Here is a 15,646-nt window from a genome sequence, read left to right on the forward strand (position 1 = left end):
CGTGGATGATCTGCCGGAAGAGGAAAAACCGGGAATTCCCGCATGGGTCGTCACCTTTGCGGACCTCATGTCCCTGTTGATGTGTTTCTTTGTTCTGTTGCTCTCTTTCTCGGAGATCGACGCACAGAAATTCAAGCAGATTGCCGGTGAACTCTCCAAAGCCTTCGGTGTCCAGCGGGAAGTCCCGGCCCTTGAAATTCCCGAAGGAACCAGCCCGATCTTCGACAAGTTTTCTCCTGCTCCGCCTGAACCGACGGTAGTCAGCGAGGTGAAACAGACGACTACCGACGAGAAGCCGGAGCTTCAAACCCTCAAAAGCCCCACAGACGTGGCTGTGGAATCGGCCATTCAGGATCAGATGCAGGAATCCGTGGACCAGATCCTCCAGGTTCTCGAGCCTGCCATCGCCGACGGGCGCATCAACGTCAGCCAGGACCAGCGGCGCATTGTGATCCGGGTGGAGGAAAAGGGCTCTTTTCCGTCAGGGGCTGCCCGGCTGACTTACGAGTTCGAAGGGCTGTTGCTGGAAATGGCAAGAGTTCTGGCCGATATTCCGGGCAACCTGACCATTGAAGGCCACACCGACAACGTTCCTATCCGCACAGACCGTTTTTACAGCAACTGGGACCTGTCCGCCGCCAGGGCAGCGGCGGTCGCGAACGTGCTACTGGCCCGTGATCACGTGCAACCTGCCAGGCTGGCCGTAACCGGCCTGGCGGATACCGAGCCGAGAGTGCCGAATAACTCGCCAGAGAACCGCGCCAAAAACCGTCGGGTAGAAATCATCATTGATCTCTCCGAGCCCATGCAGGAACAGGAAATTCGCCTGCGGGCACTTATTGAATCCGAATCCACAAATCAGGAAGCCATAATCGATATCGAGTCTGGAAAATCGCTATCAGACGAAATCAGCTGGTAAAGCACTCCAGATTGGTGCGCCACCTCTGAAAACGCACAACAATAGTGCGCAAATGCCCCTCCATACCCCAGGGCGAGCTTCCAACAATCCCGCAACCCCCTTACCGCCCTTGAATTGCATTATTTTGGAACACCTCTTGCTACTAGCGCACTCCATCAATGCACGCACTGCCCGGCAAGAGGCAGCAATCCAATCTATCAGGAGAGAAAACCCGTGGACATCACGAGTGCAGTACATACCCTGACCGAAAGCGCCAACACGCTGTTCATACTCATCGGCGCCATTATGGTACTGGCCATGCACGCCGGCTTTGCCTTTCTGGAAGTGGGCACCGTACGCCACAAAAACCAGGTCAACGCCCTGGTCAAGATCATGACTGACTTCGGCGTCTCTGCCGTTGCCTACTTTTTCGTGGGCTACTACATCGCCTATGGCAGCCACTTCATGGCCGGCGCCACGGAGCTGACCGCCGCCAATGGCTACGATCTGGTCAAGTTCTTCTTCCTGATGACCTTTGCCGCTGCGATTCCCGCCATCGTTTCCGGCGGCATTGCCGAAAGGGCGAAGTTCTACCCCATGCTGATTGCCTCCGGTCTGATCGTGGCTTTTGTCTATCCGTTTTTTGAAGGTCTGATCTGGAATGGTAATTATGGCTTCCAGGCCTGGCTGGAGACCCAGTTTGGTGCAGGTTTCCATGACTTCGCCGGCTCTGTTGTGGTGCACGCCGTGGGTGGCTGGATCGCCCTGGCTGCGGTCCTGCTGCTTGGCGCCCGGAACGGGCGTTACCGAAATGGTCGCGTGGTCGCCTTCGCACCGTCCAACATCCCGTTCCTGGCCCTCGGCGCCTGGATTCTGACCGTGGGCTGGTTCGGCTTTAACGTGATGTCCGCACAAACCCTGGACGGCATTAGCGGCCTGGTGGCGGTCAACAGTCTGATGGCCATGGTTGGTGGCGTACTGGTCGCCATGCTGGTCGGTAAAAAGGACCCGGGCTTTATCCATAACGGCCCGCTGGCCGGCCTGGTCGCCGTATGTGCCGGCTCGGATCTGATGCACCCCGTCGGTGCGCTGGTGACCGGCGGTATTGCCGGGGCCGTCTTCGTGTACCTGTTCGAATGGGCCCAGGCCAAAATCGAGCGCCTGGACGATGTGCTGGGTGTGTGGCCGCTGCACGGCGTGTGTGGTGTCTGGGGCGCCATTGCCGCAGGCATCTTTGGCCAGGAAGCCCTGGGGGGACTGGGCGGCGTCAGCCTCATGTCACAGATTGTTGGCTCCATCGCCGGCGTTCTGATTGCTTTTGTTGGCGGCCTGATTGTGTACGGCGTGATTAACGTCATTGCCGGGCTCCGCCTGACCCAGGAAGAAGAGTTCAACGGCGCGGACGTGAGCATCCACAAGATCGGCGCCACCTCAATGGACTGAGGCCTGACGATTAATACCCGGTCAGCTCCATGTAGCCCTCACCCCGATGGCTGCCGGTGACGCTGACCGGGCTTTCCCAATAAGGGAAACGGCCCAGGTTCCAGTACTCTCCGGCCGGGGCTTCCACGCTCAGTTCCACATCCTTCGCCAGCCTTTCACCCTTTGATAGCACCCGGATGCGCCATCGCACCGGCACTTCGCCACGCTCTGTATCCCGGCGCTGTTCCGCCGTCACCTCCAGTTGATCTGGCCCCAGGGCTATCGGGTTCCGCTCAGGAGTAATCCAGGTACCGGACAGATAATCCCCGGCTTCCTGGCGCAAGCGAAACACCATGACCTTGTCACCGGAATCCAGGTGCAACGCAAACCAGTCCCAGCCCTGCTGCCCTGCCTTCAGAAACTGGCTGCTCCACTCCCTGTCGAACCACCCCTGCCCGGACACCTGATAGCTCTTCCCTTCGATCGTCACGGTTCCACGAATGGCGATGTCCACCAGGCTGAAGTACATCGAACCCTCACCACCTTCGGATTTGGCGCTGAACCCCTGGTTGCCGTGGGCGACAGGCTCCCCCTGATTCTCCAGGGCCAGATCGTATGCCCAATTGTCACCACTGGCCTGCAATCGCCAATGACCACTGTCCGACTGCAAGCGCCAGTCATCCAGCCAGACTTTAAAGGGCGCTGCAGTCGCACCTGCCTGCCCGATGTCTCCCCGCGCCAGTTTTTCGGCAAACCAGTGGTCACCACGGAATGACACGGCGGCATGGGCCATCCAGCCAGCTTCCAGTGGCCAACTTTCGGGTTCCGGCACCGGTTCGTCGGGTGACCGCGCCTTCAGGGCCTGGCGGAACTGGGTCCACTGCAGGCCCATGGGTTCTCCCTGTTCCGTGGTCAGGTTAGCCGTAAGGTACCACCACTCGATCCGGTGGCGGGGATGGGGACCCATATCGTCCGGGAATGTCAGGCGATCCCCCGGACCCGGCTGTGCAAATTTCCCCTGCTCGTCCCCCAGACCGGCAAAGCCGGTTTCTTCCGCTGAGTCAGTACACCCCGAAAGAATCAGTGCCAAAACCACCAGCCATACCGCAACAACGGGTACACTGTTCATCGTTCACCTCCGCGGGCACCGCTGGCAAATTCGGGCGGGGGCACCTGCCCCGTCAATTGTCGGCGCATCAGCAAGGCGATGCATCCGCCGATGGCCAGACACAGCACAGCCATTTCCAGCCAGAACCCCGGGTATACCGTCATCGGCAACGACCAGCCAAACGCCAGCGGATTAATGCGGCTGACCAGCACCCAGGTCAGCCAGATCCCCAGCGGCAACGCCATCAGGGCCAACGCGCCCGTCAGCACCATGGCCAGCCGGTACAACTGGCCGGCCACTTCGGCCCGCGACATTCCCCACACCGATAACAGCCGGAAATACCACGCCCGGGTTGTAAAAAACACCCTGCCCATCATCAACAAGGATCCCGCCGCCAGCGCCAGGGTCAGCAGGGTGATTGCCCGGGTCAGCAGGAACGTCTGGTCAAATACGGCGGAAGCCAGGGAGCGAATGCTTTCGTTGTCTCTGATCACCGGTTTCTCGGTGTCCCAGGCGCTGGTCAGCGCCTGTTCAATCTGTGCCACCGGCAGGGATCCGGTGTTAATGGAAAAGCTCTCGAAAGCCGGACTGTAAGCACCCGGCAGATGATCCCCAGCCAACAGGACCTCCCCCGCCGGGCGGCCGTAATCGGCATAGACCCCAACGACAGGCAGGCGCAGGGAGTTACCACCAACCGAGATAAACATCTCGTCACCGGTCTGGAAGCCTTGCCGACGCACCAACTGCTCGTTGACCATGACACCGTTTCCCTTCGCCAGTTGCGACCAGGCCCCCGGTGCTGCAGACAGAAGCTCCCAGCCGTCGACCAGCGGGCCAATGGGCGATATGGCGAAGAGGTCCGTCGCAACTGGCTCACTATCGCGCCCGGCGCCTTCCACACCCCCAACCCGCACCTTTCCCCGCTGCACAAGGTGCCAGTCACCGAGACCTTCCAACGCTGACAGCGCAGCCACGGCGGCCCGCGATGACTCGCCCTCCGGCACCTCCACATAGAGTTCCGCCGCCAGACGCTGGCCCAGCCAGGCCTCGAAGGTATCTTCGAAGGTGGTAACCAGGGCCTGAATGGCCAACACCATGGCTACCGCGAATTGCAGTGCCACCACCGGTAAGGCAAGACGGCGAAACAGTACCGACAACTCCCGCAACCGCCATTGCCTGACCACATCCCCGCTACGCCTGGCCTGCCTGTCAGCAAGCCCGGAAAGCACCAGGGGCGTCAACAGCCCCAGGGCAACAAACACCACGGCTATTCCGGTGAACAGCCAGATCAGCTTGGTGGTCAGGGTGACTGTTGTCAGCCCGGCCAGCAGCAACACCACCAGTAAAAGGCGATAGTTCCGGCTACCAGGCGCTATCCGCCAGCGCGGCTTCAGGGTATCGGCGAAACAGGCGGCCAGCACCACCAGCGCCATAACCAGTGCCGGCCACAGCAGATCGTCGGTTTGCACGGCATACAGGGGCGCGTCGAACAGCCTCTCCATGGCTTCCCCGAATCCGCTGCCGAGCGCGCTGGCAAGCCAACGTCCAAGCCAGATGCCTGGAACCACACACAGGGTTGTCAGAACCGTCAGTTCAATCAGCAACCACCATCGGACGCTGGCCGCCGGAACCCCGAAGCGTTCAAGCAGGGCAAAACTTTCCCGACGCTGCGCCAGTCCCAGCAGGTAGACACTCCGCACCAGCAACGCGGTGATAAGCAACACCAACAACCCCAGGGCATCCAGGTTCAACAGGAAGCTTTCCCCCAACTCACCGGTATCCGGGCCCATTGAAAAGCTACGAATCCGGTAACCGGCTGGCAGGTCCCCAGCGGGCATATCTTCCACCACCAACAGTGTCAGCCTGGCGGGGTACCCCTGCCTGACAAGCTCCGACGCTTCACTGATATCCAGAAAAGGGTGTCCATTGAGCAAATCGTCCCGGGCCTGCCCGGGGACGTCATCGCCAAAGCACGCCCCGGCAAACGGGTCGACGCCGATAACCCGGCCGTCGGGGGCCGGCCGCTGCACTTCCAGCCAGGGCATGACGCACAGTCCCTGGCGGCGCAAGCGGACAAAGTCGCTGACCGTGACCGCCTTTTGATCCTCGCGAACCACCTGCTGACGACCGGCCACTGCCTGCTCACTTTGCGCCAGGCTGGCGCGGGCAAGATCCGTCAGATGGCTCACACCGGTCCACAGGGTGGTTGCCAGTACAATCATCAGCGCCAGTGCCGCCAACTGCATGGGGTGGCGCCGATAATGGCTGAACAGCGCGGTAAACAGGGTCATGACGGCGACGATGTCACAACGGGCTGCTCAACGCCCAGGTCAAGGCGCGACTGGCAGCGGGCCGCCAGAGCCAGGTCATGGGTGGCGAGGATCAGCGAACAGCCGGTTTCCTGCTGCATACTGAACAGACAGTCTGCCACGTCATCCGCCGTGTGGTGATCCAGGCTTCCCGTCGGCTCATCCGCCAGGATCAGGCCGGGGCTCATGGCAAATGCCATGGCCAGGGCAGCGCGCTGACGCTGACCACCGGACACCTGATCCGGATACCGCCCCGCCAGCTCTCCGATTCCCAGGCGCTCCAGCCAGCCCTTTGCAGACTGCTCCGGCTGCCCCGCCAGTCGCGCCCGGAAACGGACGTTCTCAAGCAGGGTCAATGCCGGCATGAGGTTGGCATCCTGGAACACCACACCGATTGCGCGTCGTCTCAGGGCGGCCCAACGCCTTTCTTCATCCCGGGAATAGCCGCCAGCATTCCCCTGGAAAACGTCTCCCAGCACTCCAATACGTCCACGATCCGATGCTTCAAGACCACACAACAGGTTCAGCACCGTGCTTTTTCCGGAACCGGAACGACCGGTGAGCGCCAGCGAGTCTCCTTCGCCAAGCTCCATGTCGAGGTCAGACAGCACCTCTACGGCTTCACCTGCCCCGATATAGCGTTTAACCAATCCGGTGACCTGTACGACTGCCATTGATGGCTCCCCCGGTAAAATACATCCAGCCCACTATAAGATAGCCACTATCCGCCCCTGCTCCGACAAATCAGTACAACTCGCTACAAACATCTTATTGACATTCTTTGACAAATTTTTTGGAACCATTGTTCAGTCTTTGTCGTTTGGTCTGGCAAGGGCCGTTTCCGCCCGCATGACAATAACAATCGGAAAGGTACAGACATGGTCAACATCAGAAAAACATCGCTCCTGGCGCTTGTGGCAGGCAGTACCGCGCTGTCGGGTTGTCTCGACAGTGGCGGCCAGACTGGTAAAAATGCCAACCCGGTCTACGAGATCGACAACCCTAATCACCCTGCGGACGGCACCAAACCCATTTTTCGGCCACTGGACACCGCGTTTCCGCTGCCCAGTGATCCATTATTTTTCCTGAACCCTGAAAACGACGGTACCATGCTGAACGGTACCGACCCCGCCAACCCGGTCACTACCGGCCTTGGCTTTGTCGATGGTAACTCCATCCTGGCGCCGTTTGACGTCAAAATCAGTGACAGCCTGGACCCAAACCAGACACTGGACGCCCGTGCCTTTGTTGAAATAGATGGAGAAGTGATCCCTAACCCGGATCAGAACGTTTTCGTGCTGGAAATCGAATTCCCCTCTGGCGATAGCGTCTTCCAGCAACAGCGAGAAGTGGGCGGCGTTGTCGACGCCGAGAAGTATCGCCACGCCAGGCGCCTGGAGGAACAGGGCGATACAGCAGCTGCCGATGCGCTCTACCAGGAACTGCTGGACCAACGCTTCCGCATCGAGATTATCACCGTTGACGCAGACGGTCCTGCCGAAGCCGCCGGGGGTTCAGCCAACAACGCTATTCGAGTCCTGCCGGTCAAACCGCTGAAACCGAAAACCAAGTACGCGGTGGTCCTGAGCAATGACATCGTGGATAAGGATGGCGAGCCGCTGGTTCAGGAGCTGCGCTTCGAGACCGCCTCCAACCCCGAGTTTGTGCTTAGCAACCCGGCACTGCAGCCATTCCGGGACTCCATGCTGCCGGCGCGCGCCTTTGGCTCGGACTTCTTTGATTTCAAACGCGAGACGCTCGGCGACCTGGGCCGGAGTGCCACTGGCATCCCCACGTTCGATGATGTCACTTTCGCCATCAGCTTCACCACCACGGCGGTGGAAGACGTGCTGCTGGCCAATGCCGCACCAGCGGCCTGGTTCCGCAACCACCTGCTCACAGATCGCAAGCAATCGGTCCTGAACGCGCTGATCGCAGGAGATTTCAACCTCTCCGACCAGCCGCTCAGCGGTGCCTCTGACGAAGAGCAGCAGGTCAACTCCCGCATTTTCGAGCTGCTTACGGACGAAACCTATCGCTTATTCGACGCTGAACTCGCCAGCATCCTGACTGAAGCCAATGAGAACGGCATGACCGTGCTTTATGGCGATCTCGTGGCCTCCGAGGACGACGACCGCAGGCTGGCGTTTATCCTCCAGGACACAGCAACCCAGGCCGTGGCGGAAGTGGTTGATGTCTCCGCCCGGGCGGATCAGCTGGCCGCTGATGCTTCGAATATCCTGGACATTCCGGCTGCTTATGACCCTGCATCCGGCGAGCCTTCTCCGGTGCGGTTCTTTAGCCAGAAACTTGGCCGCGAGGTTAACCCGGCGTTTGGGCAACAAGCCAACCTAGTGCTTATTGACGACATCGACATGCAGGTCTACGAGGGCGAAATTACTCTTCCTTACCATCTGCAGACACCTGAAGGAGCGGATGGCGCACCGTTGCAAACCGGCTCTTGGCTCCCCGCGGATTTCAGTGCAAATCCGGATCTCCCTCAAGCTATATCTGACAGGGTAAGCTACCGCTTCCCCTTCGTTCAGAAACAAACTGATGTAAAAATCCCCATTGTTGTTGGTACGCCAGATCCTGCGTTTACAACGCCAGCCAATGGTTACCCTGTGATTATTTACCAACACGCGGCAACTCAAGACCGTTCCGCGATCCTGCCTATGGCAACAGCTGCGGCTCTATTGTGTCTCGCGGATGATGGCGGCCTGCCCAGCAACAGTGAAAACTGCTTTATCACTGTAGGCATCGATATGCCCTTAAACGGCGTATTCGGCGAAGCTGCCACCAGCGCCCGCGATGAAAATGATCCTGAAACCACCCCTGGCATGGTGGAAATTTCCCAGCAGCCAGGCGCCTCTGAGGACGCCACGGAAAGGCACTTTGGTTTCACCGCCAACGATGCAATGCAGGCGGTGACCCGGGATCAGGTCGACAACCCTGAATCCGGCAGCCTGTTCCTGAACTTCACCAACTACGCCAACACCCGGGATAACATGCGCCAGGGCGCACTGGATCTGCTAAATGTGAACGCCCTGTTGCCGGCCATCGAGGACGCCATCAATCAGTGCGCAACCGACGGTGACTGTGCTGACGGCACCAGCATGAACACCGACCGGGTGTACTTCATCAGTCACTCCCTGAGCGGCATGGGTGGCGTACCCTATCCGGTGATCAACAACCTGGCCTCGCAGGACAACCCGGACCTGAATCCGATCCTCGCTTCCGTCATGTTCAACACTGGCGGGCAGTTCTCGCGCCTGGCGGAAAACTCCCGCGAGACCATTGCCCCGGCGCTGCTGCCAGGGCTTGAAGCGGCGTCCGGCGGACTGCTCGCCCAGGGCAGAACCGAACTGAACATCTACTTCAACGTGTTCCAGGCCCTGCTGGATTCCACGGATCCGGTGGCCTTCGCACCGTTGTTCCAGGAAAGCGGCAATGAAGCCACTCTACTGACTTCAATCGTGGGCATTGATGGCGATGCCGATCGCCCATCTGACGGCACTATCCCTAACGCAGCCGATGACCAGCTGTACGATCAGGGACCGCTGCAGCTAGTGACCGATACCGGCTTCGAGATTAACAGCCAGCCCGCACCTCTGGCCGGCACCGATCCCATGGCCCGCTTTATGGGCGCCGTCAGCATTGATAACGGAGACGGCACTGATGACGGCTCCCGCCCCGTAATCACTCGCTACCTTGAAGGCTCTCACGGCAACCCGATTTCTGCCGGGCAAAAGGGTGCTGATGCGTTCAGCTCCAGCGCTGTGTTCGATGAAATGGCCGCTCAACTGGTCGCTCTGTTCCGCAGCCGTGTGGATGCAAACACGGCATTCACGGTGGATGTGAACAACGACTGCGTCGTCAAAGACGTGGGCAACAGCCCCGGTGACCCGGAGTGTGACGGGTCCACCGACGGTGGCGCTGAGCCAGACGACGGTGACGGATCCGGCGGCGACGGTGATGACGGCGGGGACGACGGCGGACTCCTCGGAGGTCTGCTGTAACCGACAATACCGAAACGTCTACCCCGGGACCCGCAACGTGTTTGCTGCGGGTCCCCAAGATAAAAAGAATTGGAGCAGTAGAAATGACAACAACAAATACTTCCCGGTTTTCGCGAACAAGGTTGTCGCTGGCGACAGCTGCCCTGTCGGCAATGGTATCCGCGCCTGCCGCAGCCATTAACTTTGACGTCTACGGTATCGATGCCTCCTTCAGCACAAAGCTGACCGCTGGCATTGGTATCCGTCTGGAGGATCAGGATCCGGATCTGATCTCCCAGGGTAATCTGGGACCGGAATTCGCCTACAGCGACACCGGCGCCTCGTCCAACAACTTTGATGACGGTAACCTGAACTTCGAAAAAGGCGATCCGTACTCCCAGATCCTGCGTGGCCGCTCCGAGCTGTTCCTCGACTACGCCCCCGACAGCGACTACCTGACCCGTATCGGCGCCCTGGTTCGCGGCAGCTATTACTACGATTTCGAGCTCAAGGATAACGAGCGCGCGGTGGACCCCGTGGGGCAACAGCGCACGCTCAATCCCGAAGCCAAAGACAATGCTTCCGGCGTAGACCTGCTGGACGCCTACATTTTCACCGACTGGTACGCCGGCAACACGCCAGTGTCAGTCCGCTATGGCCGACAGGTACTGAGCTGGGGTGAAAGCACCTTCATCCTTGGCGGCATCAACGCCACCAACCCCATTGACGTGCCGGCCTTCCGGGCCCCGGGCGCGGAACTGAAAGACGTTCTGTTGCCGGTCAACATGCTGTACACCTCGGTCGGGATCACACCCGAAATCAACGTAGAAGCCTACGTTCAGACCGAGTGGGAACCGTTCAAGATCGATGATTGCGGCACCTTCTTCTCCTCGGCGGATGTCGCAGCCGACGGCTGTGGCCCGGTACTCCTCGCAGGCCAGGTACCCGATTCACAAGCATTCGAGGAAGGCTTCGTCTCGCCCCGCCGGGGTGACGTCGAGCCCGGTGACAAAGACCAGTTCGGCGCCGCCGTTCGCTGGTTTGTACCGGCGCTCGATTCGGAGCTGGGGTTCTACTACATCCGCTACCACAGCCGTTTGCCGTACATCAGCGGCGTGGTGAACAACCCGGAAAACCCGGAAGCAAACCAGATCAATGATCCAAACGAGCCGTTCACCCGGTTCCCGAGCTACTTCATTGATTACCCCAAGGGCATCGACCTGTACGGCATCAGTATCAACACCACCTTGCCAACCGGGACATCCCTCGGGGCCGAGTACAGCTTCCGCCCCAACATGCCCATCCAGTGGAACACCTTTGAACTGATCTACGGCGGCCTGCAACAACGCGGCCCGGATGATCAGGTGGTGAGTAAACTGGAGCAACGTGTGCGGGACGACGACCCCAACTTCAATTACGCCGGCAAGCCTGTTGACGGTTATGACCGCTACGACGTGTCCCAGGTCCAGGCCACACTGATCCACTTCATCGACCGCGTACTGGGTGCGGGGCGGTTTATCATCGTAGCCGAGGTTGGCGCCACTTACGTCCATGACCTGCCGGACAAAAGCGAAGCCCGCTATGGCCGATCCGGCATCTACGGCGTAGGACCGGTTCCGCTCGATGGCGAGTCTTTCTCCGGTGACTTCTGTAGCGAAGGCCCGGGGGACGAGACAACCAGGCTGAACATCAACCCCACCAACTGCGGCTCGGACGGCTTCACCACGTCGTTCTCCTGGGGCTATCGCGCCCTGTTCGCACTGGACTACTCCAATGCCATTGCCGGTATCAACCTGATGCCCAAATTGTTCCTCACCCATGATGTCGAAGGCTATGCCCCGGACCCCGGCGGCAACTTCAACGAGGGCAACAAGTCGGTCAGTCTTGGTCTGGATGCCAACTACCAGAACAAATACTCCGGCTCGATCAGTTACACGAACTATTTCGGTGGTGACTACAACGTCATTTCAGACCGGGATTTCATCTCCGCCAGTGTTTCCTATTCATTCTGATTCACTAACGACAATCACAAAGGAGTTTCTTGTGAATACATACAGAAAACACCTCATCGGTAGCGCTATCGCCGTCTCCCTGTTTTCTTCCGGGGCAGCCCTTGCGGCTGTTTCCGCCGAGGAAGCAGCAAAACTTGGCAACGAACTGACGCCCATTGGCGCTGAAAAAGCGGGGAATGGCGACGAGATCCCGGCCTGGGACGGTGGCCTGACATCCCCGCCCGTGGATCAGCCTCAGGAAGGGATCTATCCTGACCCGTTCCCGAACGACGAGCGCCTGTTCGTCATCGACCAGAGCAACGTGGAGGAATACAAAGACCGGCTCTCTCCGGGCCAGGTGGCTACCATCAAGGCCTACGACGACTATTTCATTCCGGTCTACCAGACCCGGCGCACTGCGGCTTACCCCGACTTCATGATGGAAAAGGCTGTCGAGAACGCTACCAAGGTGTCTCTGACTGCCGACGGCAACGGCCTCCAGAACTATGAAACGGGCGTACCCTTCCCGATTCCCAAGAGTGGTGTCGAAGTCATTTTCAACCACATTACCCGTTATCGCGGCGGTTCCATTATCCGGAACGTTGCCCAGGTAACCCCACAGGCAAACGGTGATTACAGCCCGGTCAAATTCACCGAGCATCTGACCGACCGTGTCGCACTGGCAGACTATGAGCCGGGCCAGGATGACAACGTGATGTTCTACTTCAAGCAGGTCATCACCGCGCCCTCCCGGCTGGCGGGTAACGTGCTGCTGGTTCACGAGACCCTGAACCAGGTCAAGGAAGCACGCCGGGCCTGGCTGTACAACTCGGGCCAGCGTCGTGTCCGCCGTGCCCCGCAGGTAGCCTATGATGGTCCGGGCACCGCCGCCGATGGTCAGCGCACCTCCGACAACCTCGACCTGTACAATGGTGCGCCGGATCGCTATGACTGGGAACTGATCGGCAAGAAGGAAATGTACATCCCGTACAATTCCTACCGGCTGGGCGACCAGGACCTGAGCTACGATGACATCATCCAGCCCGGCCACATCAATCCGGAGCTGACCCGCTACGAGCTGCACCGCGTCTGGCATGTGCGCGCCACCCTGAAGGACGGCGAGCGTCATATCTATGCCCAGCGCGATTTCTATGTCGACGAGGATTCCTGGCAGATCGCCGTGGTCGACCACTACGACGGACGCAGTCAGCTCTGGCGCGTAGCCGAGGCCCACATGGTTCAGGGTTATGATGTCGTCGTGCCCAGCTATGCCGCTGAAACCCTGTACGACCTGCTGTCCGGCCGCTACCTGGTGATGGGTCTGACCAACGAGGAAGACGACCCGTACACCTTTGGCGTGAAAGCCCGCTCCAACGAGTTCACGCCCGCAGCCCTGCGCCGCGCCGGCGTGCGTTAACAGCGCCGTCAGGCACCCCATGGGGATAAACAAAAAGCCCGCTTCAGTGCTGAAGCGGGCTTTTTGTATTCAGCGATAACGCCGCTGATCCAAGGTGGTCAGCCGGTCCGGGTGGAACACCATCAGCCCGGTCACGAACGTGCCGTTCACGAAGCCCTCAGGCAACATGATCAGCGGCAGGTACCGGAGGTACTCATGGACCAGTTCTCTGAACTCATACACCCCGGCGGTCCATAGCATCAAACACATCACCACCCCGGCACACGCCACCGCAATACCGGCGCCGAAAAAGCCGCAGAAAAAGATATACGCAAAGAAATTACGAAAATTCCTGCCTCGCTCCCAGAGCATGATGCCGTGGCTGACCAGCGCCGGCACCATCACTGTGACCAGCCCGTTGGCGGCAAACATGACCAGCGGTTCCCGCCCGGTGATGACGGTAATCACCAGCGCCAGCAGGCCTGCCAGCACCGCCAGCCCCCACCCCAGCATCAGGGTAATGACTGTCATGCCGAAAATATGAATGGACAGGCCCGGCGAGATTCCGGCCCTCAGTTGCCAGAGGAACCCGAGGACTACGGCGGCGCCGAAGAAGGAATGCTGCAGGGCGTTGTCCCTGCGCAGGGCCTGCCAGTCCACCTGACGGACAGCAGTGACCAGTATCCCGAGGAACAGGAATGCCGTGATGATCAACTGAGTGGTGGACAGCAGGTTGTCCGTCATGCCCATGGAAGTTCACCCTTTCAAACCGGGCAGCCAGTGTATCAGGGCACGCTCGTTACCGGCATCTCTGAAGGTGACACCAGTGTTTGCCAGGCCTCAAATGTACTGAGGAAAACCGTTCCTTCCAGACGACTGAGCAACTGAGTATTCTTCAGCCGGTCCATCACCGGCCCCTTCACTTCAGACAGATTCAGACGCACGCCGGCATCACTCAGCCTTTCGTTGATGGTCTCCAGGCTCTCCAAGGCGGAGGCATCAATCAGGTTCACTGCCGGGCACACCAACACCAGATCCTTCAGGTCCGGCTGGCAGGTGACCAGGTCCATCACCGCTTCTTCCAGGAAGCGGGCATTAGCGAAGTAGAGGCTCTCGTCCACCCGCAGAAAGGTCACGTGACGGCTGGTTTCCACCCGATGACGCTGGATATTACGGAAATGCTCGGTGCCGGGCACCCGGCCGACCACCGCACTGTGGGGGCGACTGGTTCGAAACAGAAACAAACCGATCGACAACCCCACCCCGGCGATGATGCCCGCTTCAACGCTATAAACCAGAGTGAGCGTAATAGTCGCCAGCATGGCGCCAAAGTCGGCACGGGAATAACGCCAGGTACGCACCAGCGCCGGGAAATCAATCAGCGTGGCCACCGCCACTATGATCGTTGCTGCCAGCGTTGCCGTCGGCAGATAAGCGATCGCGGGTGTCAGCAACAACGTCGCCAGAGCGATACCCACGGCGGTATACGCACCTGCCGCCGGGGTTTGCGCACCGGCGTCAAAATTCACTACCGAGCGGGAAAAACCGCCAGTTACCGGCATCCCCCCGGAAAAGCCCGCCCCGAGATTCGCTGCACCCAGGCCAATCAGCTCCTGATCCGGATCAATGCGCTGCCGGCGCTTCGCCGCGAGCGTCTGCCCTACCGACACCGACTCCACAAACCCCACCACGCTGATTAGCAACGCGCCAACCGCAAGCTGCTTCCAGACAGACACCTCCAGGGAAGGCATCGTCAGCTCCGGCAAACCGGAGGGCACCTCACCCACCAACTGGACACCCAGCGCATCCAGCCCCAATACCCACGCAACCAGAGAGGTGACCAACACCGCCAGAACGGGCGCCGTTCTGGTGAGGATGTCCGCCATTCGGATTCCACATCCGAAGTGGATCAACAGGGGGTTCAGACGTGATCGGGCGAACATCAGGAACACCAGGGCCCCCGCACCGATCAGCAGGGTCGGCAAACTGACGTTCCCCAGGTTCCCGGCCAGTGAGCCGGCAATCTCAATCAGATTATGACCAGAGGCATCAATCCCCAATATGTGCTTGAGCTGGCTGAACGCGATCACGATGCCCGACGCGGTGATAAATCCGGAAATCACCGGATGGCTAAGAAAATTCGCCAGAAACCCCAGTCTCAGCACCCCCATTGCCGTCAGCATCAGACCTGACATGACGGCCAGCAGCACCGCTCCGGCCAGGTACTCCGGGCTACCAGGCGCAGCGATCGGCGCCAAAGCTGCTGCGGTCATTAACGCGACCACGGCCACGGGCCCCACCGACAGGGTCCGGCTGGTGCCAAACACCGCGTACAGCACCAGTGGCAGGATGCTCGCGTAAAGCCCAACCTGCGCAGGTAGTCCCGCCAGCAGTGCATAAGCCAGTGACTGGGGAATCAGCATAATGGTCACAATCACCGCAGCAATCAGATCACTGGCGGCCTGTTCCCGGCGATACTCCGGTAGCCATTGCAATACCGGAAGGTAGCGTTTGAGGCTCATCG

At 59.7% G+C, this 15,646-nt stretch carries 10 protein-coding genes; 5 read left to right on the forward strand and 5 right to left on the reverse strand.

Going from position 1 to position 15,646, the window contains the following annotated elements; genetic code table 11:
- Position 1: 1 nt before the first annotated feature.
- Both ACQUWM_RS14180 and ACQUWM_RS14185 read left to right on the forward strand, forming a co-directional pair.
- Positions 2–919 (forward strand): flagellar motor protein MotB, encoded by a 918-nt coding sequence (locus ACQUWM_RS14180; RefSeq protein WP_428922594.1) that lies wholly within the window; start codon positions 2–4, stop codon positions 917–919.
- A 213-nt stretch (positions 920–1,132) separates the two neighbouring features.
- Positions 1,133–2,341 carry an ammonium transporter gene (locus ACQUWM_RS14185; RefSeq protein WP_428922595.1) on the forward strand — a complete coding sequence of 403 codons (1,209 nt, stop codon included), beginning with the start codon at positions 1,133–1,135 and terminating at the stop codon, positions 2,339–2,341.
- Positions 2,342–2,351: 10 nt separating this feature from the next.
- On the opposite strand, the gene ACQUWM_RS14190 is transcribed toward ACQUWM_RS14185, so the two are convergent.
- Genes ACQUWM_RS14190 through ACQUWM_RS14200 form a run of 3 tightly spaced genes read right to left on the reverse strand, consistent with a single transcriptional unit; the run spans position 2,352 to position 6,411 of the window.
- Positions 2,352–3,449: a lipocalin-like domain-containing protein gene (locus tag ACQUWM_RS14190; protein ID WP_428922596.1), complete on the reverse strand. Its 1,098-nt coding sequence runs from the start codon at positions 3,447–3,449 to the stop codon at positions 2,352–2,354.
- Complete coding sequence (locus ACQUWM_RS14195) at positions 3,446–5,719, reverse strand: FtsX-like permease family protein (protein ID WP_428922597.1); 2,274 nt, start codon at positions 5,717–5,719, stop codon at positions 3,446–3,448. The genes ACQUWM_RS14190 and ACQUWM_RS14195 overlap by 4 nt, the downstream gene beginning before the upstream one ends.
- A complete protein-coding gene (locus ACQUWM_RS14200) occupies positions 5,716–6,411 on the reverse strand; it encodes an ABC transporter ATP-binding protein (protein ID WP_407001543.1) in 696 nt (231 codons plus the stop codon). Before ACQUWM_RS14200 ends, ACQUWM_RS14195 begins: the two co-directional genes overlap by 4 nt.
- A 204-nt stretch (positions 6,412–6,615) precedes the next feature.
- On the opposite strand from ACQUWM_RS14200, the gene ACQUWM_RS14205 reads away from it, so the two are divergent.
- The 3 genes from ACQUWM_RS14205 (at position 6,616) to ACQUWM_RS14215 (ending at position 13,143) form a co-directional block, all read left to right on the forward strand.
- Positions 6,616–9,756 carry a hypothetical protein gene (locus ACQUWM_RS14205; RefSeq protein WP_428922598.1) on the forward strand — a complete coding sequence of 1,047 codons (3,141 nt, stop codon included), beginning with the start codon at positions 6,616–6,618 and terminating at the stop codon, positions 9,754–9,756.
- 83 nt (positions 9,757–9,839) lie between these two features.
- Complete coding sequence (locus tag ACQUWM_RS14210; protein WP_428922599.1) at positions 9,840–11,747, forward strand: DUF1302 domain-containing protein; 1,908 nt, start codon at positions 9,840–9,842, stop codon at positions 11,745–11,747.
- A 31-nt stretch (positions 11,748–11,778) separates the two neighbouring features.
- Entirely contained in the window at positions 11,779–13,143 is a 1,365-nt protein-coding gene (locus ACQUWM_RS14215; protein WP_428922600.1) for a DUF1329 domain-containing protein, read from the forward strand.
- Positions 13,144–13,212: 69 nt separating this feature from the next.
- On the opposite strand, the gene ACQUWM_RS14220 is transcribed toward ACQUWM_RS14215, so the two are convergent.
- The gene (locus ACQUWM_RS14220) at positions 13,213–13,872 is read right to left on the reverse strand and encodes an energy-coupling factor ABC transporter permease (RefSeq protein WP_407001547.1); all 660 of its coding nucleotides are present in this window, start codon (positions 13,870–13,872) and stop codon (positions 13,213–13,215) included.
- 35 nt (positions 13,873–13,907) lie between these two features.
- Positions 13,908–15,644 (reverse strand): SulP family inorganic anion transporter, encoded by a 1,737-nt coding sequence (locus ACQUWM_RS14225; protein WP_428922601.1) that lies wholly within the window; start codon positions 15,642–15,644, stop codon positions 13,908–13,910.
- Positions 15,645–15,646 lie beyond the last annotated feature (2 nt).

The organism is Marinobacter sp. DUT-3, from assembly GCF_050379435.1.
Taxonomy (GTDB): domain Bacteria; phylum Pseudomonadota; class Gammaproteobacteria; order Pseudomonadales; family Oleiphilaceae; genus Marinobacter.

Bases quoted from the DNA above. Each gene is read 5' to 3' on its own strand.
- ACQUWM_RS14190 (WP_428922596.1), bottom strand. From the start codon at position 3,449: ATGAACAGTGTACCCGTTGTTGCGGTATGGCTGGTGGTTTTGGCACTG.
- ACQUWM_RS14195 (WP_428922597.1), bottom strand. From the start codon at position 5,719: ATGACCCTGTTTACCGCGCTGTTCAGCCATTATCGGCGCCACCCCATG.
- ACQUWM_RS14200 (WP_407001543.1), bottom strand. From the start codon at position 6,411: ATGGCAGTCGTACAGGTCACCGGATTGGTTAAACGCTATATCGGGGCA.
- ACQUWM_RS14205 (WP_428922598.1), top strand. From the start codon at position 6,616: ATGGTCAACATCAGAAAAACATCGCTCCTGGCGCTTGTGGCAGGCAGT.
- ACQUWM_RS14210 (WP_428922599.1), top strand. From the start codon at position 9,840: ATGACAACAACAAATACTTCCCGGTTTTCGCGAACAAGGTTGTCGCTG.
- ACQUWM_RS14220 (WP_407001547.1), bottom strand. From the start codon at position 13,872: ATGGGCATGACGGACAACCTGCTGTCCACCACTCAGTTGATCATCACG.
- ACQUWM_RS14225 (WP_428922601.1), bottom strand. From the start codon at position 15,644: ATGAGCCTCAAACGCTACCTTCCGGTATTGCAATGGCTACCGGAGTAT.